Raw genomic sequence first — 20,512 nt, 5'->3', positions numbered from 1 at the left:
AATGAGAACTATATTTTTGTTTTTTGTTTTTTTCAACACTTGGGCTAATGCCCAAAAAAATAATTTCATAGAACATACTGTTAAAGCCAAAGAAACAGTTTTTAGTATTGCCAAAAAGTATGAAGTTACGCCGTTCGATATTTATAGACTGAATCCAGATGCTAAGAATGGTATTCAAGAAAATATAACTTTGTTAATACCTAAAACTTTGTCCGAAGCAACACTAGTTCATCAAGTTGGCGAGAAGGAAACATTGTTTGGAATTGCTAAGAAGTATAAGGTGACTGTTGCAGATTTAGAACGATGGAATAAGGAAAGTTTGAAAGAAGGCTTAAAAAAAGGACAGGATATTTACGTTTCAAAGCCTAGTTCTGCAAAGAGTAATGCTACAAATTTAACTACTCAAAAAAGCGTCAAAATTATTCCAAGTACATCGACTCATACTGTTTTAGCACAAGAAACTAAATATGGAATTGCTACTAAATACGGACTTACAGTTGCCGAACTTGAAAAATTGAATCCACAAATTGTTGGGGGTTTAAACATAGGAACTACACTCGTTCTAAAACCGGGATTCGTAGTTAAAAAAACGACGCCAACCGCTTTATCTTCCTATGAAGTTAAGCCAAAAGAAACGCTCTATAGTTTATCTAAAAAATTTGATATTGCACAAGGCGAATTAATCTCATTAAATCCAGACCTACAAGATGGTTTGAAAATTGGGATGTTGTTGCGCGTTCCTTCAATTGACTTAAATATCACGGCTAAAGACTCTGTTTTAACACCGAAAAATAAGTTAAATTTATTTGCGACCATAGACAAAACGAAACAAAGAAATTTAGTATTATTACTTCCTTTTAATTTGAATAAAATTGAAGGAGATTCTTTAAAATCCAAATCTGAATATTTGAAAACTAACAAATTTTTAAATTTAACATTAGATTTTTATTCGGGAGCATTAATGGCAATTGATTCTGCCAAGGTACTTGGTTTACCAGTGAATGTTAAGATTTATGATGTAGAAAGTTCAAAATTCTCTTCAAATGTTGCTGCTATTATTTCTAAAAATAATTTTGAAAATGTAGATGCTGTTATTGGACCATTCCAAAATTCTGTTACAGAAACCACTGCTCAATTACTCAGCAAATTTAATACACCAGTAATTTCTCCGCTATCTAAAGAAAGAGGGTTACCATTGCCAAATTTGTACTATTCAGTTCCTGCAGAAGAACTTCTTAGAGCATCACTATTTACTTATTTTAAAGAAAATGATGGTAATGTAATTGCAATGATTAGTTCGAAAAAAACAACGTCAAAAGATTTTATAATAGCAAATTATCCGGAAGTAAAACACGCCGTTTTTACTGATAAAGGAAGTTTAGATTTGGTAAATTTAAAAACACAATTGGTTAAAGGTAAAAAGAACTTTGTAATTTTAGAAATTGAGAAATCTGGAACGATATTAAGTATTACAAACATTCTTAGAAATTTGCAAAAAGAATATGACATTCAGCTAGCCGTTTTTGAATTATATAGTGCATTAGATTATGAGGAAATTCCAATGAAGAATCTAACTGATTTAAAATTAATGTTTCCTTCATCAACTAAAGTTGTTAGTACTGCTGAAGAAAAAATATTTGAAAAAGAATATAGAAAAATTAATAATATTACGCCAAATGCAGCTGCAAAAAAAGGATTTGATGTAACTTTTGATACTCTTTTACGCATTTGCCAAGAAGAAGGTTTTGCAGCTTCGGCCAGCACTATTAAAACAGAATATGTTGAAAGTGGCTTTGATTACAATTCGGTGAATGGATTAATTTCAAACGATGCAAGCTACTTATTATATTACGACAATGACTTAACGATTAAACAAGTGCAATAATGGCGACATCAAAAGTGACTTATTTAGGTGATCTACGTACATCATCAATACATTTACAATCAGGTTCAGAAATTATAACAGACGCACCTTTAGATAACAATGGAAAAGGAGAAGCTTTTTCTCCAACAGATACTGTTGCAAATGGTTTAGCAAGTTGTATGTTCACTGTAATGGGAATTAAAGCAAAGGATTTAGAAGTAGATTTTTCTGGCTCTATTGCAGAAGTCACCAAAATTATGGGAACTGATCCAAGAAGAATCACGGAGATTCACATAACGTTTAATTTCAGTATTAATCCCGACGATAAAATAAAAACTATTTTAGAAAGAACAGCAATGACTTGTCCGGTTTTCTTTAGTTTGCATTCCGAAATTAAAAAGGAAATCACTTTTAACTGGAAGTAATTTTTTGTTGATAACTTAATAGTATTGTTATTTGAGGTTTAATTTTTTATTTTAAGTTTGTTGAAATTTAAAACAATTAAGATAATGGAAAATAATTCTTATACTTCAACTGCCGGACAATCAATGGGAACTACGGCGTTGGTATTAGGTATCGTAGCTGTGATCGCTGCATTTATTCCTTGTTTCGGATTAATTGCAATAATTTTTGGAGTTTTAGCTATTGTTCTTGGAGCAATTGGACTTTCACAAGCTAAAAAAGGGAATGCACCTCAAGCTATGCCAATTGCAGGTTTAATCTTAGGAATTGTCGCAACTTTATTTGTAATCATTTGGATGCTTGTAATTGTTGGTACTTTTGGTACTGCAATTATGGCAAATAAAGATGAATTAGGTAATGCTTTAGATTCATTAAAAGTAGAAATAGAAAGAACAGAAGATTCTATTCAAGTTGAAAATGATAGTTTAAATCTGAATGACTCTATCATAGTCGAATAAATATCAAATCAAAATTATAGTGAATAACTATTTGTGTTACGCTATTTCATCATACAAAAGGATAAATATAATTCTCACATTGATAATTATATTTATCTTTTTTTATTCTTTTTATCTTCCCTATCTTTCTCTAAGTATTGTTTCTTCATGTGAAGGAATGCCTATAATTTATTGCAAAAGCAGAGGGTTAACACGTGCTTTTTCAGAAATAGTAAGATTTAATTTTGCAGAAGCTTTACATTACAATAGTTATAGTATTCGGCTCTTTTCGTTTTTCTTAATTCAATTATTTTTGAGGATTGGAATTAACCCAATGCTCAATTCTAATAATTATAAAAAAACAGTATATTTAGATATTATTTTCAGCACTTTATTTTTTATATTTTCATTTTATAAATTAGTTATACAACCATAATTTTGGATCAACAAAGAGAAATTCTAATCAAACTTGCCCACACAAAAATGCCTTTTGGTAAGTATGAAGGCTATCATTTAATTGATCTCCCGGAGTATTATGTAATTTGGTATTCCAATAAAGGTTTTCCCAAAGGACAATTGGGCGAACAATTAAAATTGGTACACGAACTCAAATTAAACGGATTGGAAGAATTAGTTCGTAATATTCGTAGAAACTTCCCGAAAAAATAATTTTCAATCCTTTTTTAAACTTCAAATAAGAATTTGTTCGAGGCAAAATTTCTGAATTCTAATTTCTGAATTCTAATTTTATAACCTATCTTTGCACGTTTTTAGTACAGATAATTTTCGACTAGAAGCCGCAACAACAATACAACAACAAACAACAACACAATGAACCAAACTAAGTATATTTTCGTTACTGGTGGTGTGACTTCTTCTTTAGGAAAAGGGATTATCGCAGCTTCATTAGCTAAATTATTGCAAGCCAGAGGATACCGAACAACAATTCAAAAGTTTGATCCGTATATTAATGTAGATCCTGGAACTTTAAATCCGTATGAACACGGTGAATGTTATGTAACTGACGATGGTGCAGAAACCGATTTAGATTTGGGTCATTATGAGCGTTTTTTGAATGTTCCTACTTCACAAGCGAATAACGTAACAACAGGAAGAGTTTATCTTTCAGTGATTGAAAAAGAGCGTAGAGGAGAATTTTTAGGAAAAACAGTTCAAGTAGTTCCTCATATTACAAATGAAATCAAACAGCGCATGCAGTTGTTAGGGCAAAGTGGCGAGTTTGATATTGTAATTACTGAAATTGGTGGAACAGTTGGAGATATTGAATCGTTACCTTACATCGAATCAGTGCGTCAATTGTTATGGGAATTAGGAGAACAAAATGGAATATGTATTCATTTAACATTAGTGCCTTATTTGGCTGCTGCCGGAGAATTGAAAACAAAACCAACGCAACATTCTGTTAAAACCTTAATGGAAAGTGGAATTAAAGCGGATATATTAGTTTGTAGAACAGAGCATGAATTATCAGATGAAATTCGTCAGAAATTAGCCTTGTTTTCAAACGTAAAGAAGGAAGCAGTAATTCAATCGATTGATGCTTCTACTATTTATGATGTTCCAAATTTAATGTTAGAAGAAGGATTAGACAGAGTAGCCTTGAAAAAATTAGGTTTATCTGAAAAAAATACCCCCGATCTGAAACAATGGAATGAGTTCTTACACAAGTTTAAAAATCCAAAACACGAAGTAAATATAGGTTTGGTTGGAAAATATGTTGAATTGCAAGATTCATATAAATCAATTATAGAATCTTTCATTCATGCAGGTGCAACAAATGAAACCAAAGTAAATGTAATTTCGGTTCATTCTGAATTTATTGACGCTAATTCTGCACACGAACAGTTGAAAAACTTAGACGGTATTCTTGTAGCGCCAGGTTTTGGCGGAAGAGGAATTGAAGGAAAAATTGATACAGTTCGCTATGCTAGAGAAAATGATATTCCATTTTTAGGAATTTGTTTGGGAATGCAAATGGCTGTTATAGAATATGCTCGTAATGTCTTAGGTTATGCAGATGCAAATTCAACCGAAATGAACGAAGCCACAAAACACCCAGTCATTAATTTAATGGAAGGACAAAAGGATGTTGAAAATAAAGGAGGAACTATGCGTTTAGGCGCTTGGAAATGCAGTATCAAAGAAAATTCATTGGCTCACAAAATCTATGGTAAAACAGAAATTATGGAGCGCCATCGGCACCGTTATGAATTCAATGGTGCGTATTTAAACGAATTTGAAAAAGCAGGATTAGTTGCTTCAGGAGTAAATCCAGATACTAATTTGGTGGAAATTATTGAAGTTCCATCACATCCCTTTTTCATTGGCGTGCAATACCATCCAGAATATAAAAGTACAGTAGCCAATCCACACCCATTGTTTGTGAGTTTTGTAGCGGCAGCTGTGCAACATAAGAATAAATAATTTGTTCATATAACTGAACACTGAATACTAATAAATAGATGGAAGAAAAAAAATTAGACCTTAATTCGATTATCGGATTTGTATTGATTTCTGGGATTTTGATTTGGATGTTGTTTTCAAACGCACCAACAAAAGAAGAATTACAAGAAAAGGCAAAAAAAGAACAAGTTGAAAATAAGGCGAAAGAAGTAAAAACGGTTACATCCACAATCGCTGCTGCACCTATGGCAGATTCTTCTCAAATCGCAGTTGCACAAGCAGCATTAGGTTCGTTTGGGTATTCGGCAACACTTCCATCTGCAAAAGATAACTTCACTGAAATTAAAAATGATCTTTTGTCGTTAAAAATTTCTAATAAGGGTGGTTATATAGTAGAAGCTACTGTATTAGGTTTTGAACAATTTGAGAAAAATTCTAAAAAAGCGGTTCAGTTAATCAAAGAAAACAACGCTTCTTTAAATATTACTTTAAACACAACAGACAACAGATCTTTGCAAACTAAAGAAATGTTTTTTGAGCCTAAATTATCTAAAGAAGGCGAAAATCAAGTTTTGACTATGCAATTAAAAGCGGGTCCAGAACAATTTTTAGAATATCGTTATGTTCTAAAACCTAACGAATATATGCTAGATTTTGGAATTCGTTCTCAAGGATTAGAAAAAGTAATAAATACTTCAAAGCCTTTAGATTTAGAATGGCAATTGAAAACATTCAGAAATGAGAAAAGTATTTCGTATGAAAATCGATACACTGAATTGGTTTTCGAATATGAAGATGGAAAAGACGATTATTTAAATGCTGCTAAAGATTCTGAAGACGATGTAATTGATTTAACTTATGTTGCTTTCAAACAACATTTATTTACATCTATCTTATTAACGGATACTAAATTTAAAACGGCTAAAGTAAAATCTTTCAACTTGGTAAAAGACGAAAAGATTGATACAGTTTACACAAAAAATTTCGTAGCACAATTGCCATTAGAATTTAAAAATGGAGCAATAAATTATAATATGAATTGGTATTACGGACCTTCAAATTATAAAATTTTAAACGATTACAAAAGAAACTTAGACGAAATTGTACCATTAGGTTGGGGGATTTTCGGATGGATTAACCGTTTCATATTTATTCCTGTTTTCGGATTTATAGCAGGCATCGGAGTCGGATATGGAATGGCAATAGTCTTATTCACTATTTTAGTGCGTATTGTAATGTCGCCAGTAACTTATAAATCATACTTGTCACAAGCAAAAATGAAAGTGCTACGTCCGGAAATTACTGAATTGAATGAAAAATTCAAGGATAATCCAATGAAGAAACAACAGGAAACAATGAAGTTGTATTCAAAAGCTGGTGTAAATCCTATGGCAGGATGTTTACCCGCTTTAATGCAAATGCCAATTTTCTACGCTTTGTTCCAATTCTTCCCATCTATGTTTGATTTGAGACAAAAATCATTCCTATGGGCAGACGACTTATCATCTTATGATAGCATTTACCAATTGCCTTTCCATATTCCATTTTATGGAAGTCATGTAAGTTTATTTCCAATATTGGCGTCGGTTGCTATTTTCTTCTATATGAAAATGACAACAGGAGACCAAGCTATGAGCGCACCGCCACAAGAAGGTATGCCAGATATGGGGAAAATTATGAAAATTATGATTTACATTTCACCTGTAATGATGTTATTCTTTTTCAATAACTATGCATCAGGTTTGAGTTTGTATTATTTCATCTCTAATTTAATTACGATAGGAATTATGTTGGTCATCAAGAATTATATTGTGAAAGACGACAAAATTCATGCTAAAATTCAAGAGAATAAAACGAAGGAGAAAAAGGAAAGTAAATTCCAAAAGAAAATGCGTGAAATGATGGAACAAGCTGAAGAACAAAAAGCACAACAAAAGAAAAAGTAATTTTTTAACATATCTAACCCTGCCTTAATTGAGGCAGGGTTTCTTTTTATTTATATATGAGAATAGCTATTATTGGATTTGGTAATATGGGACAAACGTATGCGAATAGTTTTATTAGTTCCGGATTTGTCAATTCTGCAGACATCTTAGTTCTTAATCGCACGAACGTAGAAAAAACGAAGCGTTTTGGAATCGCTAAAAAAAATTTCTTCACCATTCCAGTTGCTCAATTTTTCGATTCGGACATACTAATTTTAGCGGTTAAACCGCAAGATTTCAGCCTATTATCATTAGACATTAGTCCTTTCTTGAAAAAAGAGCACGTCATTTTATCTGTTATGGCAGGTATTTCTGTGGTGAAAATGCAAACTGATTTAGGAATTCAAAAAATTGTAAGATCAATGCCAAATATTTCGACTCAGATTGGCGAAGGAATGACTGTTTTTTGCGCTTCTAGTGCGGTAGACAGAAAAGAATTGTTTATTGTTCAAAATTTAATTAACACAACAGGAAAATCTATTTATATTGAAAAAGAAGAGATGTTAAATGCCGCTACTGCTGTTTCAGGAAGCGGACCAGCTTACGTTTTCTACTTTATGCAAGCAATGATTAATGCTGCGATGAGCTTAGGTTTTTCTTTGTCAGAAGCTGAGTTTTTGGTAAGTCAAACTTTTGCAGGTTCGGTACAATTACAAAATAGAAGTAAATTGTCTAATTTAGAATGGATTGAAAAAGTAGCGTCTAAAGGAGGAACAACTGAAGCCGCTCTAGCTGTTTTTAGTCAAAACATGCTTCATGATAGCATTATAAAAGGTATTGAAGCGGCAAATAACAGAGCAGTTGAATTAGGACAATAAAAAAACGCCTTCGTTGTGAAGGCGTTTTTGTTGCTAGCAATTTTTTTGTAGGCTAGAAACTAGTTAAACGGTAATAATACATTATCTACAGCATGAACAACACCATTAGAAGCTTGAATATCTAAAGCTGATAATATTATATTTGTATCTCTGTCTACTAAATCAGTAATAACAGTTCCCGCAACAGTGAAAGTTCCGCCCTGTAATGTTGTAATTGGAGTAGTAGGTATTCCTGTCGAAAGTACGTTAGCACCTGCAACAACATGGTATGTTAACACTGCAGTTTTGTTTTCTGAACTTAAGCTTGTATATAAATCTAAAGTTGCTGGCGTAAATGCACTGTTAACTGGTGCGAACACTGTAAATGGTGAACTTGCTGTTCCAGATAAAGTAGAAACTAAATCTTGAGCCACTAATAAACTAACTAAAGTTGATAAATTAGGGTTTGCTAAAGCGTGTGTAACTACTGTTGGTAGTCCAATAACTTTATCAACTATGTGTACAACTCCGTTTGAAGCTAGAACATCTGCCGTCGTAACACTTGATACACCATTTAAGCGTACACCAGAAGTTGTATTAACGTACATACTTAATGTATTTGTTGATGATGCACTTCCTTTGGCAAGAGTTTTGATGTAGCCAGTAGTAAGTGTTGAGGATAACTTTGCTCCACTAACAACGTGATTTAAAAGAATTTCTTTCAAAGCAGCAGTAGGAACAGCATCAAGGTTAGCAAATCCATTGTCTGCTAAGAAAGTTGTAAAAGCAGCATTTGTTGGAGCGAATACAGTGAACGATCCTGCGCCATCTAAAGTTTCTACTAAATCAGTTCTTTCAAGAGCATCAACAAGGATTGACAAATTTTCAGTACGTGATGCAATTCCAGCGATTGAATTGTTTTGAGGAGCATCGTCATCTGAACACGAAAACATAACAGTAGATGTTACTACTATTAAAGTTAATTTGATTAATTTTGCATAGTTTTTCATAGTAATTATTTTTTTGTTTACTCAAAAGTATTAAAGACTAAACAATATAAAAAATTATTTCTATTGATTTACTGGATATTTAACTAACATTTACTTTTTGTTTAACCTAATAAAAAAACAGCACTATATTTTGCTAAGTTATTTATAACGAGATAGTAAAGTCTATTAAACAATATTTAAAATATGAAAAAAATTATCGCTATATTATTTATGTTTTGTTTATCTGCTGGCTTCAGTCAAGATAAACTGAATCAATTTGACGACCAAGGGAATCGCGATGGCGTTTGGAAAGGGTTTCACAAAAATTCCAATCGCATACGCTATGAAGGAACTTTTAAACACGGGAAAGAAACAGGTGTCTTTAAATATTTTGACGATACAAAAGCGTCAACAATAATTGCAACAAGAGATTTTTCTAAAAATGACAACACATGTTATGCTATTTTCTACGATCAAAACGGTAATAAGGTAAGCGAAGGAAAATTGGCTAATAAAGTTAATGAGGGAAGTTGGAAATATTATCATTTTAGATCAACCCAATTAATGACTGTAGAGTTTTACAAAGATGGGAAATTAGAAGGAAATCGAAAAGTCTATTATAAAGATGGAACAGTTGCTGAAGACACTAATTACAAAGCCGGAATTAAAGAAGGAATTTCGAAAACCTTTTCAGAAAAAGGAAAACCAATCGAAGAACATTTTTATAAAAACGGTCAGTACGAAGGAATAGCATCATATTATGATGGTAATGGCAATAAACTATACGAAGGAATTTACATAAATGGTAAACGCGTTGGCAATTGGAAATTCTTTGAAAAAAATAAGGTAATTAAAGAAGTAAAAGCTAAAAAATTCAGTCAAGAATTAATAAAATATGAACAACGCAATACACAGCAAGTTTCAAAAACATTTGAACAAGACAAAAAAGAACAGGAAAATAGAAGATAAATACAAAAATCGCAAAGAATTGAAATTATCAATTTAATGTGATTAGTTGGAGTTTATAAATAGAGTTTAAAAATATGAAAAGAGTTGTAGTTGGACTTTCGGGTGGTGTGGATTCTAGTGTTGCTGCTTATTTATTACAAGAGCAAGGTTATGAAGTAATCGGCCTTTTTATGAAAAATTGGCACGACGATTCAGTTACCATTTCAAACGAATGCCCGTGGTTAGAAGATAGTAACGATGCTTTATTGGTTGCCGAAAAGCTAGGAATTCCTTTCCAAACGGTAGACTTATCGGAACAATACAAAGAGAAAATTGTTGACTATATGTTCAGCGAATATGAAAAAGGACGAACGCCAAATCCAGACGTATTGTGCAATAGAGAAATAAAATTTGAGGTTTTTATGAAAATCGCACTTTCTTTAGGTGCGGATTATGTAGCAACCGGACATTATTGCCGAAAAGGAACCATCGAAAAAGACGGGGAAGAAGTTTTTCAATTGTTAGCAGGTAAAGACGATAACAAAGATCAGTCTTATTTTTTATGTCAATTATCGCAAGAGCAATTGACAAAAGCACTATTTCCTATTGGTGAATTAACCAAACCGGAAGTTCGTGAAATCGCCACAAAATTAGATCTAATTACCGCCGAAAAGAAAGATTCGCAAGGACTTTGTTTCATCGGTAAAGTGCGTTTACCCGAATTTTTACAACAAAAATTACAACCAAAAGAAGGAATAATCGTCGAAATTCCAGTTGATGCAACGATATATAGTGAAGAAATTCCAACATTTGAATTGGAAGAAGAAGCCTTCGCTTTTGAAGCCCAACGTATTAATTATCTAAAAGTTCCCGGGAAAGTTGTCGGTAAACATCAAGGGGCTCATTATTTCACAAAAGGACAACGCAAAGGATTAAATGTTGGCGGAACTAAAGAACCTTTATTCATAATTGAAACCGACGTTGATAAAAATATTATTTATACTGGTCAAGGAAACAATCATCCCGGATTATTTAAAAAAGCATTATTTATTGCTAATGATGAAGTGCATTGGATCCGTGAAGATTTAGTGCTGAAAGAAGGCGAAAAATTAGATGTGATGGCAAGAATTCGTTACCGTCAACCTCTGCAAAAAGCAACATTACACCAATTTAAAACGGGAATATATGTGGTTTTTGAAGATCCGCAATCTGCCATAACAGAAGGACAATTTGTAGCTTGGCATCACGGCGATGAAGTTTTAGGAAGTGGCGTTATTGCTTAATAATGTGCCGTTTTTCGGAATAAATCTTTAACTTGTGCTTATAAATTTTAACAACAGCTAGTTTTTAAAAAGAATACAAAATAATGAATAAAATTACTCAACTTTTCAATATAAAATATCCAATTATTCAAGGTGGAATGATTTGGAATAGTGGTTATAAATTAGCCAGTGCCGTTAGTAATGCTGGTGGATTAGGACTAATTGGCGCGGGTTCAATGTATCCAGAAGTTTTGCGAGAACACATTCAAAAATGTAAAAAAGCAACAGACAAGCCTTTCGGGGTAAATGTGCCAATGTTATATCCGAATATTGAAGAAATTATGCAAATTTTGAAGGAGGAAGGCGTAAAAATCGTTTTTACTTCGGCTGGAAATCCTAAAACTTGGACTCCTTTTTTAAAAGAAAACGGAATGGTAGTTGTACATGTAGTAAGCAGTTCAAAATTTGCATTAAAAGCCCAAGAAGCAGGAGTTGACGCTGTAGTAGCTGAAGGTTTTGAAGCAGGAGGTCATAATGGAAGAGAGGAAACTACGACATTGACTTTAATTCCTATGGTTAAGGAACAAGTTTCAATTCCATTAATCGCAGCGGGAGGAATCGCAACCGGGAGAGGAATGTTAGCTGCCATGACTTTAGGAGCAGATGGTGTTCAAATGGGAAGTAGATTCGCAGCTTCAACGGAAAGTTCGGCGCACGATGAATTTAAACGAATAATAGTTGAAACTGGAGAAGGTGATACACAATTGACTTTGAAAGAATTAGCACCAGTTCGATTAATCAAAAATAAATTTTTTAATGATGTGCAAGATTTGTATGCCAAATGTCCGTCAAAAGAAGATTTAAACGAATTATTAGGGAAAAGAAGAGCAAAACGCGGTATGTTTGAAGGAGATTTAATAGAAGGCGAATTAGAAATTGGCCAAATTACCGGATTAATTCACAATATTTTATCCGTAGAAACAATCTTCGAAAACATAATTACAGAATTTAACTTTGCCAAAAAAGAGCTAGCTTCTTTTGAATTTTAATACTTTATAACAGATGAAATTTTTAAAATACTTATTATTTTTCCTATTCATAACTTCATTTTCAAGTTATGCCCAACAATTTCGTTTCAAAACCACTTCGTTAACCGTTTTGGAAAAAGATAAAAAGAACGTTTGGGGCAAATGGTCCAAGCCCGAAAAAACAGCAATGATGGTCACTTTAGACTATGACAAAAATAAAATCATAATTTATTCAAGAGAAATTCAACACTATAAAATTGTTGAATATTTGGAAAAGGAAGTTACTAAAGTAGATGAAATTAATGCTTATTTGTGTAAAAATCAGTATGGTGAACCTGTGAAAATTGCTTTTATGACAAGAGCTGATAAAGGTAATAAACCACAACTATACGTTTATTTCAAAGATTTTATTTTCTGTTATGATATTGTTGAAGAAGTTATAAAATAATACGTCTTTAAATTGTCTGGAATTTTTCATAGCGATTCTGATTCTTTTTAATTTCTTAACACAATCTTACTTTCTAAAACTTACATTTGTACTAAATATAATTCCAAATGAAAAAAACTTTTTTACTTATTGTTTCATTAATTGCTGCGGCAAATTTTGCACAAGACAAACCGAAATTGGTTGTAGGAATTGTAGTAGACCAAATGAAAATGGAATACCTAAATCGGTTTTCTAACGATTTTTCTGCAAACGGATTTAAACGGTTAATGAATGATGGTTATGCGTTTTTAAACACGCATTATACTTATATGCCAACTTATACGGCTCCAGGTCACGCTTCAATTTATACTGGAACAACTCCAGCAGTGCACGGGATTGTTGGAAACGAATGGTTTAATAAAGCAACAAGTAAAGAAATGTATTGTACGGATGACGAATCGGTTTCAACACTTGGAGATGACTCAGTTAAAGAAGGAAAAATGTCACCTAGAAACTTACAAAGTTCTACAATTACAGATGAATTAAAGTTATCGACCAACTTTAAAGGAAAAGTTATTGGAATTAGCATTAAAGACAGAGGTGCGATTTTACCAGCCGGACACTTTGCAGATTGGGCTTTTTGGTACAGCAAAACGGGTTCGTTTATTTCTAGCACATATTATGGTGAAAAATTACCAGATTGGGCTACGAAATTTAATGCAGAAAAAAATTACATAAAATATGTAAACAAGAATTGGGATTTATTGAAACCAAAAGAAACGTATAACGAAAGTTTAACGGACAATAATCCATACGAAGGGAAATTATATAAAAAAGCACCATTTATGCCATACAATTTGAAAGATATGTATGATGCAAATAATGCAGGAATATTACGTTCGACTCCATTTGGAAATAATTTATTAGCTGATTTTGCAAAAGCGGCAATCGAAAATGAAAACTTAGGTCAAGACAACATTACAGATTTTTTAGCAGTTAGTTTTTCTTCAACAGATTATATTGGGCACGTTTTAGGCCCAAGATCTATTGAATTGCAAGATACTTATTTACGTTTAGATGAAACCATTGCTGATTTTCTAACTTACTTGGATAAAAAAGTTGGTAAAGGAAATTACTTGGTGTTTTTAACGGCTGATCACGCTGGAGCAGAGAATGTTACCTATTTAAAAGATAATAAGTATAAAGTAGATAACATCAATTACAAAAATATTGAAAAAGAACTAAAAGTATTTTCAGAAGCGACTTATGGCGATAATTTAGTATTAGATTATTCAAACTTTAATGTATTTTTTGATAAAACTAAAATCAAATCTAAAGGTTTGAATTTACAAGATGTGAAACAAGTTTTCAAGGATTATTTATTGAAACAAGATTATATTAAGCGCGTTTATACCGAAGAAGAGATTATTTTTGGAAGTAGAAGTGATATTTATATTGATTTTATTGCAAAAGGTTATGACCCAACACAAAATGGAGAATTGATAATGTTATTTAAACCAGGTTATGTTGAATATTCTTCTACAGGAACAACGCATGGTTCACCTTATTCTTATGACACACACGTTCCATTATTATTCTACGGTTGGAATATTAAAAAGGGATCTACAAACGCTAAAAAAGAAATTACTCAGATTGCACCAACGATAACTCAAATGCTAAAAATAACAATGCCAAACAGTTCAAATGGAAATGTTTTATTGGAAGTTTTAGAATAATTTAAAATATTAAAAAAAGCATCAAATGATTTCAATTTGATGCTTTTTTTAATTTTGCCTAAACGGTAAGTTCTATTTAGCTTAACAACTCAAGTTTCATCTCATTTTTGTCATTTCATACTCGTTTCGGAATCTACAGCGTATAAACAAATGAAAGTAAAGGTGAAAAACAGTTCAGCTTGACAAAGTCGTCAGATTTTTTTTATCAATTTTTCCCTCAATTTTGTCATTCCGAACTCGTTTCGGAATCTCATTAATCAAAATTCTAAACTTCAATCAAAATCTGATTCTTCAATATAGCTTCAAACGTTTCTCTTTCTCTTATTAAATGACCTTTTCCATCTTTCCAGAGTACTTCGGCTGGTTTTAATCTGGAATTATAGTTAGAAGCCATAGAAAAACAATAAGCACCTGCATTTTTGAAACATAAAATATCACCTTCGTGTATTTCTGAAATTCTTCTGTTGGTTGCAAAAGTATCAGTTTCACAAATATAACCAACAACAGAATAATAACGTTCTTTTGCTTTCGGATTGGAAATATTCTCAATATGATGTTGCGAGCCATATAACATCGGACGAATTAAGTGATTAAAACCCGAATCAATTCCTGCAAATACAGTTGAAGTTGTTTGTTTTACTACATTTACTTTTGCCAAGAAATAACCCGCTTCACTCACTAAAAATTTTCCAGGTTCAAAAGCTAAAGTTAATTCGCAACCATATTCTTTCTCAAAAGCTAAAAAGCGCTTGGTTAATTTCTTTCCAAATTCTTCCACATCAGTTTCAATATCATCTTTTTTGTAAGGCACTTTAAAGCCACTTCCAAAATCAATAAAATCTAATTCTTTGAAATGTTTAGCGGTTTCAAATAATATTTCGGCCGCATATAAAAACACTTCTACATCTAAAATATCTGAACCTGTATGCATATGAATTCCGTTGATATGCATTTTGGTATTTTCTATAATTCGTAAAAGATGTGGTAATTGGTGAATTGATATTCCAAATTTACTATCAATATGACCCACGGAAATATTCGCATTTCCACCAGCCATCACATGCGGATTTATTCGTATACAAACCGGAATTGTTGGATGTTTTGTACCAAATTGTTCCAAAATCGATAGATTATCGATATTTATTTGAACGCCTAACTGAGCGACCGCTTCAATTTCTTCCATTGAAACGCCATTTGGTGTATAAATGATGTCCTTTGGGTCAAAACCTGCATACAACCCCAATTGAACCTCCTGAATTGAAACCGTATCTAAACCTGAACCTAAACTTTTTAGATAATTCAAAATTGATATATTAGACAAAGCCTTAACTGCATAATGAATTTTAAACTTTTCCACTTTACTAAAGGCTCTTGTCAAGCGATCGTATTGCGAGGCAATTTTATCTGCATCATAAACATACAATGGATTTCCAAATTCATTTGCTAATTGCAATAAGACTTGATGTTTCATAATTATTATTTTTTTTGCAAAGCTACTTGAGTTTTTGTTATCTTGAAATTTTATAACGATTATTCACAATATATCACAAAATGTTTTATTTGTAACAAATTTAATTTTTTGTTTTCCGAAAAGAAAAGAGCTGTGTATATCAAATTCCCAAATTAAACGGGAAAAAGTTAGCGAGTTCAAAATTACTTTGCTATTTTTGTGGCACTTTTTAAAATAAGATAAACGCATAACAATTATGGACATACACGAATATCAAGGGAAAGAAATTTTAGCAAGTTATGGAGTGCGCATACAACGTGGAATTATAGCTAATAATCCAGTTGAAGCTGTAGCGGCTGCAGAACAATTAACTGCTGAAACAGGTACTAGTTGGTACGTTATTAAAGCACAAGTTCACGCTGGTGGAAGAGGAAAAGGTGGAGGTGTTAAATTGGCTAAGAATTTAGACCAAGTAGCTGAAATCGCTGGACAAATCATCGGAATGCAATTAGTTACGCCACAAACACCACCAGAAGGTAAAAAAGTAAACACAGTATTAGTTGCTGAAGACGTTTATTATCCTGGTGAAACTGAGGTTTCTGAATTTTATGTTTCTGTTTTATTAAATAGAGCTACAGGTCGTAATATGATTATGTATTCTACTGAAGGTGGAATGGATATCGAAGAAGTAGCAGAAAATACACCACACTTAATCTTTACAGAAGAAATTGATCCTGCTGTAGGTTTACAAGGTTTCCAAGCTAGAAAAATTGCTTTCAATTTAGGTCTTTCTGGAAATGCTTTTAAAGAAATGGTGAAATTTATTGATTCATTATACAATGCTTACATTGGTTGTGATGCTTCAATGTTCGAAATTAATCCTGTATTAAAAACTTCAGATAATAAAATTTTAGCAGTTGATGCTAAAGTAAATATCGACGATAACGCTTTATTCAGACAGCCAAAATATGCTGAAATGCGTGATATCAGAGAAGAAAATCCAATCGAAGTAGAAGCTAAAGAAGTAGGATTAAACTATGTTGATCTTGACGGTACAGTTGGTTGTATGGTGAACGGTGCTGGTTTAGCTATGGCAACTATGGATTTAATTAAATATGCAGGTTTTGAACCAGCGAACTTCTTAGACGTTGGTGGAACTGCAGATGCAAAACGTGTTGAAACTGCTTTTAGAATCATCTTAAAAGATCCTAATGTAAAAGCGATTTTGATTAACATTTTTGGAGGTATCGTTCGTTGTGACCGTGTAGCTCAAGGTGTTGTTGACGCATACAAAAATATGGGTGACGCAATTACTGTCCCTATTATCGTTCGCTTACAAGGAACAAATGCTGAAATTGCTAAAGAATTAATTGATAATTCAGGTATGCCAATTTTATCAGCTGTTCAATTCCAAGAAGCGGCAGATCAAGTAAAAGCAGCTTTATCTAAATAAGATTTTAGCTTACTCATAAAGAAACTCTCAGATTTTTATCTGGGAGTTTTTTGTTTTTACTAAATTAAACTTTCATAAGATATAAGGAATTATTACATTAGCCAATCAATTCTTATAATATGATTTCAGAAGCACAATTTCAAAAAGAGTTAGCACTAATTATTAGTAACGCAATTAGGGAAGATGTTGGAGATGGCGATCATAGCTCGTTGGCTTGTATTCCCGAAACAGCTCAAGGTAAAGCAAAATTATTGGTCAAAGATCAAGGAATTATTGCCGGAGTTGAATTTGCCAAGATGATTTTTAATTATGTGGATAAAGACATAATTGTGGAAACTTTTATAAATGACGGCGAAGCAGTGAAATATGGCGATATCGTTTTCCATGTTTCAGGAAGTTCACAATCCATCTTAAAAGCAGAACGTTTGGTATTAAATGCAATGCAAAGAATGAGTGCTATCGCTACTAAAACGAAATTATTCGTAGATTTAATAGAAGGAACAACAGCTAAAATTTTAGATACAAGAAAAACAACTCCAGGAATTCGTGCCATTGAAAAATGGGCGGTTAAAATCGGAGGAGGAGAAAACCATCGTTTTGCTTTATATGATATGATTATGTTGAAAGATAATCATATTGATTTTGCAGGAGGAATTCCTCAAGCCATTGCTAAAACCAAACAATATCTATCAGACAATAATAAAGATTTAAAAATTATTGTAGAAGCTAGAGATTTAGACGAAGTACAACAAATTTTAAATAGTGGTGGCGTTTATAGAATTTTATTAGATAATTTCGATTTTGAAACTACAAAAAAAGCAGTTGCTTTAATTGGTAATCAAATTTTAACGGAATCTTCAGGTAACATTAATGAAAAAACGATTCGTAATTACGCCGAATGTGGTGTTAATTATATATCATCTGGTGCTTTAACACATTCTGTTTATAATATGGATTTAAGTCTAAAAGCCATTTAATATATGTCGGAAGAAATTGAATCTAAGTTAAATAAAATTCCTATTGTAAGGCAATTGGTAACTTTTACAAAAGCTATTAAACTGAGCTCTTTGGAAGGGATGTCTTTGTATGATATTTTAGAAATGTATATTTCAGGTGTTTTTAAAGGTGCTTTCTCATACAGAGCTAGTTCTATTGCATTTAGCTTCTTTATGGCATTATTTCCCTTTGCATTATTTATATTAAACTTAATTCCGTTTATTCCTCTTGAAAATTTCCAAGAGGACTTTCTTCATTTTATTGATAATGGCGTCCCTCCAAACACATATTATGCTATTGAAGCTATTGTGAAGGATATTATGGAAACGAGTCACCAAGGGTTACTTTCTTCGGGTTTTATTTTATCAATTTTATTAATGACAAACGGCGTTAACGCGATTTTAGGTGGCTTTGAAATGTCAACACATATTACAATTACCCGAACTTTTTTTAGACAATATTTCATCTCTTTAGCGATTTCGTTAGTTTTATCATTTATCTTAATTATTACTGTTGCCGCTATTGTAATTGCCGAGGTTGTTATTCAAAAAATTAATATTTACGGTTATATTACTAATGTTGCATTAATTGAATGGAGTCGTTATGGATTCATTATTTTAATGATTCTAATCACCACATCTATTCTCTATAAATATGGTGCTAAGGAAACTTCGAAAATTTCATTTATTAGTTTTGGAGCAGTTTTCACAACAGTGCTAATTATCGTGTCATCTTATGTTTTTGGAATCTACGTAGAAAAATTTGCACGTTATAATGAGTTGTATGGATCAATTGGTACACTTCTTGTATTAATGTTTTACATCTGGATCAATTGTATGGTTTTATTATTGGGTTTTGAATTAAATGCGACGATTTCTAAGTTGAAAAGAAAAAATTTATATAGTTAAGAACTAAAGTTTTAAATTATGAAAGTACTATTATCTCACGTAATTTTGTTTTTATGTATTTCTCAAAATTATGCGCAAGAAGTTGTATCAGGAGTTTTTATCGACAATAAAACAACTTTTAACAATAAGGAACTTGTTCTCAATGGAGTAGGGGTTAGAGAAAAAATGTGGATAAAGCTTTATGTTGGCTCTTTATATGTGCCTAGTAAAATTAAATCAGAAAAAGAACTTTACGCTCAAGATGATTATTTTTATATGAGAATAGACATTGTTTCACCAAAAATCACATCTGATGTATTGATTGAAGCGATTGAGACGGGTTTTAAAAATTCGACAAATGGAAAAACAGGAGAAATTAGAGAGCGAATCGACTTTTTAAAAGGTTTCTTTAGAGAAGAAATTGTCGTTGGTAACGTTTTTATTTTATATTACAATCCCACTGAAAAGACTACTTCCGTTTATAAAAATGGTTTAAATCTTGGTAGTATTGAAGGTGATGATTTTAAAACAGCCTTCTTCGGAATATGGTTTTGCGATCAGCCTGCCAGCAAACCCTTAAGAGATAAGATGTTGGGTAATTAAAACTTCCGTTAATGTCCTACAATTGGCTTTTACAGTGAAAAATATTTTTTTATTTAAATTAAATACTATATTTTTATCAATCAATTAACTTTATTATTATGAAAAAACAAATTGTTGCTTTTATGTTCTTTGTTGTTTTAGCTTATATACCTTCTCATGCTCAAAAAGTAGTTTCAGGAGTTAAATTAGACGCAAAAATAACTGTAGAAGATCAAGATTTAATTTTGAATGGTGCCGGTATTAGAGAGAAGTTTTGGATGGATATGTATGTTGGAGCTTTATATTTATCAAAAAAGAGTGCTAATGCAAAAGAAATTATAGAAAGTAAAGATGCTGCAGCAATAAAATTAAATATTGTTTCAGGAATGATTACTTCGGATAAAATGATTTCTGCTGTAAATGAAGGTTTTGAAAATGCCACTAACAAAAATACAGCGTCCTTAAAAACAAAAATTGATAAATTCAAAGGTTTTTTTAAAGAAGAAATAAAAAAAGGAGATGCATTCGTTTTTGTAAATGTTCCTGAAGAAGGAGTGGCTATATATAAAAATGGTGTTAAGAAAGGTGTAATTGAAGGTCACGATTTCAAAAAAGCTTTATTTGGAATTTGGTTGTGTGACAAACCAGCGGATAAAGATTTGAAAACTGGATTATTAGGAAAATAAATTGTATCAATAAAATAATACAAACGCTCTCAATTTGGGAGCGTTTTCTATTTAATATTGTTCCATTTTTCTTTTCTATTTTCTCTTTTTCAAGCTATA

General features: G+C 32.0%; 19 protein-coding genes. 17 read left to right on the top strand and 2 right to left on the bottom strand.

The features are described from left to right. The first annotated feature begins 1 nt into the window (after position 1). The 7 genes from T1L09_RS08765 to proC all read left to right on the top strand — a co-directional run bounded on the left by T1L09_RS08765 (position 2) and on the right by proC (position 7,990). Positions 2-1,885 (top strand): LysM peptidoglycan-binding domain-containing protein, encoded by a 1,884-nt coding sequence (locus T1L09_RS08765; protein WP_322550579.1) that lies wholly within the window; start codon positions 2-4, stop codon positions 1,883-1,885. Then, entirely contained in the window at positions 1,885-2,289 is a 405-nt protein-coding gene (locus tag T1L09_RS08760) for an OsmC family protein (RefSeq protein WP_322550578.1), read from the top strand. Before T1L09_RS08765 ends, T1L09_RS08760 begins: the two co-directional genes overlap by 1 nt. An 84-nt stretch (positions 2,290-2,373) precedes the next feature. Beyond that, positions 2,374-2,784 carry a DUF4190 domain-containing protein gene (locus tag T1L09_RS08755; protein WP_322550577.1) on the top strand — a complete coding sequence of 137 codons (411 nt, stop codon included), beginning with the start codon at positions 2,374-2,376 and terminating at the stop codon, positions 2,782-2,784. A gap of 417 nt (positions 2,785-3,201) precedes the next feature. Then, a complete protein-coding gene (locus T1L09_RS08750) occupies positions 3,202-3,432 on the top strand; it encodes a DUF3820 family protein (protein ID WP_322550576.1) in 231 nt (76 codons plus the stop codon). Between the two features lie 162 nt (positions 3,433-3,594). Beyond that, complete coding sequence (locus T1L09_RS08745; protein WP_322550575.1) at positions 3,595-5,208, top strand: CTP synthase; 1,614 nt, start codon at positions 3,595-3,597, stop codon at positions 5,206-5,208. Positions 5,209-5,246: 38 nt separating this feature from the next. Next, entirely contained in the window at positions 5,247-7,133 is a 1,887-nt protein-coding gene (gene yidC / locus T1L09_RS08740; RefSeq protein ID WP_322550574.1) for a membrane protein insertase YidC, read from the top strand. A 56-nt stretch (positions 7,134-7,189) separates the two neighbouring features. After that, positions 7,190-7,990, top strand: a complete 801-nt coding sequence (proC, locus tag T1L09_RS08735; RefSeq protein ID WP_322550573.1) for a pyrroline-5-carboxylate reductase — start codon at positions 7,190-7,192, stop codon at positions 7,988-7,990. Between the two features lie 59 nt (positions 7,991-8,049). Here proC and T1L09_RS08730 read toward each other — a convergent pair whose 3' ends face one another. Beyond that, on the bottom strand, positions 8,050-8,979 hold the full coding sequence (locus tag T1L09_RS08730) for a fasciclin domain-containing protein (protein WP_322550572.1): 930 nt from the start codon (positions 8,977-8,979) through the stop codon (positions 8,050-8,052). 183 nt (positions 8,980-9,162) lie between these two features. Between T1L09_RS08730 and T1L09_RS08725 the strand changes: the two genes are divergently transcribed. From T1L09_RS08725 to pafA, 5 genes are all read left to right on the top strand, one after another. Next, on the top strand, positions 9,163-9,927 hold the full coding sequence (locus T1L09_RS08725; RefSeq protein WP_322550571.1) for a toxin-antitoxin system YwqK family antitoxin: 765 nt from the start codon (positions 9,163-9,165) through the stop codon (positions 9,925-9,927). A gap of 74 nt (positions 9,928-10,001) precedes the next feature. Next, positions 10,002-11,189 (top strand): tRNA 2-thiouridine(34) synthase MnmA, encoded by a 1,188-nt coding sequence (mnmA, locus tag T1L09_RS08720; protein ID WP_322550570.1) that lies wholly within the window; start codon positions 10,002-10,004, stop codon positions 11,187-11,189. Positions 11,190-11,272: 83 nt separating this feature from the next. Then, positions 11,273-12,217, top strand: coding sequence for an NAD(P)H-dependent flavin oxidoreductase (locus T1L09_RS08715; RefSeq protein ID WP_322550569.1), 945 nt, complete (start codon positions 11,273-11,275; stop codon positions 12,215-12,217). Between the two features lie 13 nt (positions 12,218-12,230). Beyond that, positions 12,231-12,644 carry a hypothetical protein gene (locus tag T1L09_RS08710; RefSeq protein ID WP_322550568.1) on the top strand — a complete coding sequence of 138 codons (414 nt, stop codon included), beginning with the start codon at positions 12,231-12,233 and terminating at the stop codon, positions 12,642-12,644. Positions 12,645-12,751: 107 nt separating this feature from the next. Continuing rightward, positions 12,752-14,359 (top strand): alkaline phosphatase PafA, encoded by a 1,608-nt coding sequence (pafA, locus tag T1L09_RS08705; RefSeq protein ID WP_322550567.1) that lies wholly within the window; start codon positions 12,752-12,754, stop codon positions 14,357-14,359. Between the two features lie 265 nt (positions 14,360-14,624). Here pafA and lysA read toward each other — a convergent pair whose 3' ends face one another. Beyond that, complete coding sequence (gene lysA, locus T1L09_RS08700) at positions 14,625-15,830, bottom strand: diaminopimelate decarboxylase (RefSeq protein ID WP_322550566.1); 1,206 nt, start codon at positions 15,828-15,830, stop codon at positions 14,625-14,627. 235 nt (positions 15,831-16,065) lie between these two features. Here lysA and sucC point away from each other — a divergent pair, with 235 nt between their 5' ends. The 5 genes from sucC to T1L09_RS08675 all read left to right on the top strand — a co-directional run bounded on the left by sucC (position 16,066) and on the right by T1L09_RS08675 (position 20,413). Then, a complete protein-coding gene (gene sucC, locus T1L09_RS08695; RefSeq protein ID WP_322550565.1) occupies positions 16,066-17,262 on the top strand; it encodes an ADP-forming succinate--CoA ligase subunit beta in 1,197 nt (398 codons plus the stop codon). 119 nt (positions 17,263-17,381) lie between these two features. Next, a complete protein-coding gene (gene nadC, locus T1L09_RS08690; RefSeq protein WP_322550564.1) occupies positions 17,382-18,239 on the top strand; it encodes a carboxylating nicotinate-nucleotide diphosphorylase in 858 nt (285 codons plus the stop codon). 3 nt (positions 18,240-18,242) lie between these two features. After that, positions 18,243-19,166 (top strand): YihY/virulence factor BrkB family protein, encoded by a 924-nt coding sequence (locus T1L09_RS08685; RefSeq protein WP_322550563.1) that lies wholly within the window; start codon positions 18,243-18,245, stop codon positions 19,164-19,166. 18 nt (positions 19,167-19,184) lie between these two features. Beyond that, the gene (locus T1L09_RS08680; RefSeq protein WP_322550562.1) at positions 19,185-19,748 is read left to right on the top strand and encodes a chalcone isomerase family protein; all 564 of its coding nucleotides are present in this window, start codon (positions 19,185-19,187) and stop codon (positions 19,746-19,748) included. A 98-nt stretch (positions 19,749-19,846) separates the two neighbouring features. After that, on the top strand, positions 19,847-20,413 hold the full coding sequence (locus tag T1L09_RS08675) for a chalcone isomerase family protein (RefSeq protein ID WP_322550561.1): 567 nt from the start codon (positions 19,847-19,849) through the stop codon (positions 20,411-20,413). Positions 20,414-20,512 lie beyond the last annotated feature (99 nt).

It is taken from the genome of Flavobacterium psychraquaticum (assembly GCF_034497725.1).
Lineage (GTDB): Bacteria > Bacteroidota > Bacteroidia > Flavobacteriales > Flavobacteriaceae > Flavobacterium > Flavobacterium psychraquaticum.
This window is presented reverse-complemented; position numbering and strand designations above follow the sequence as displayed.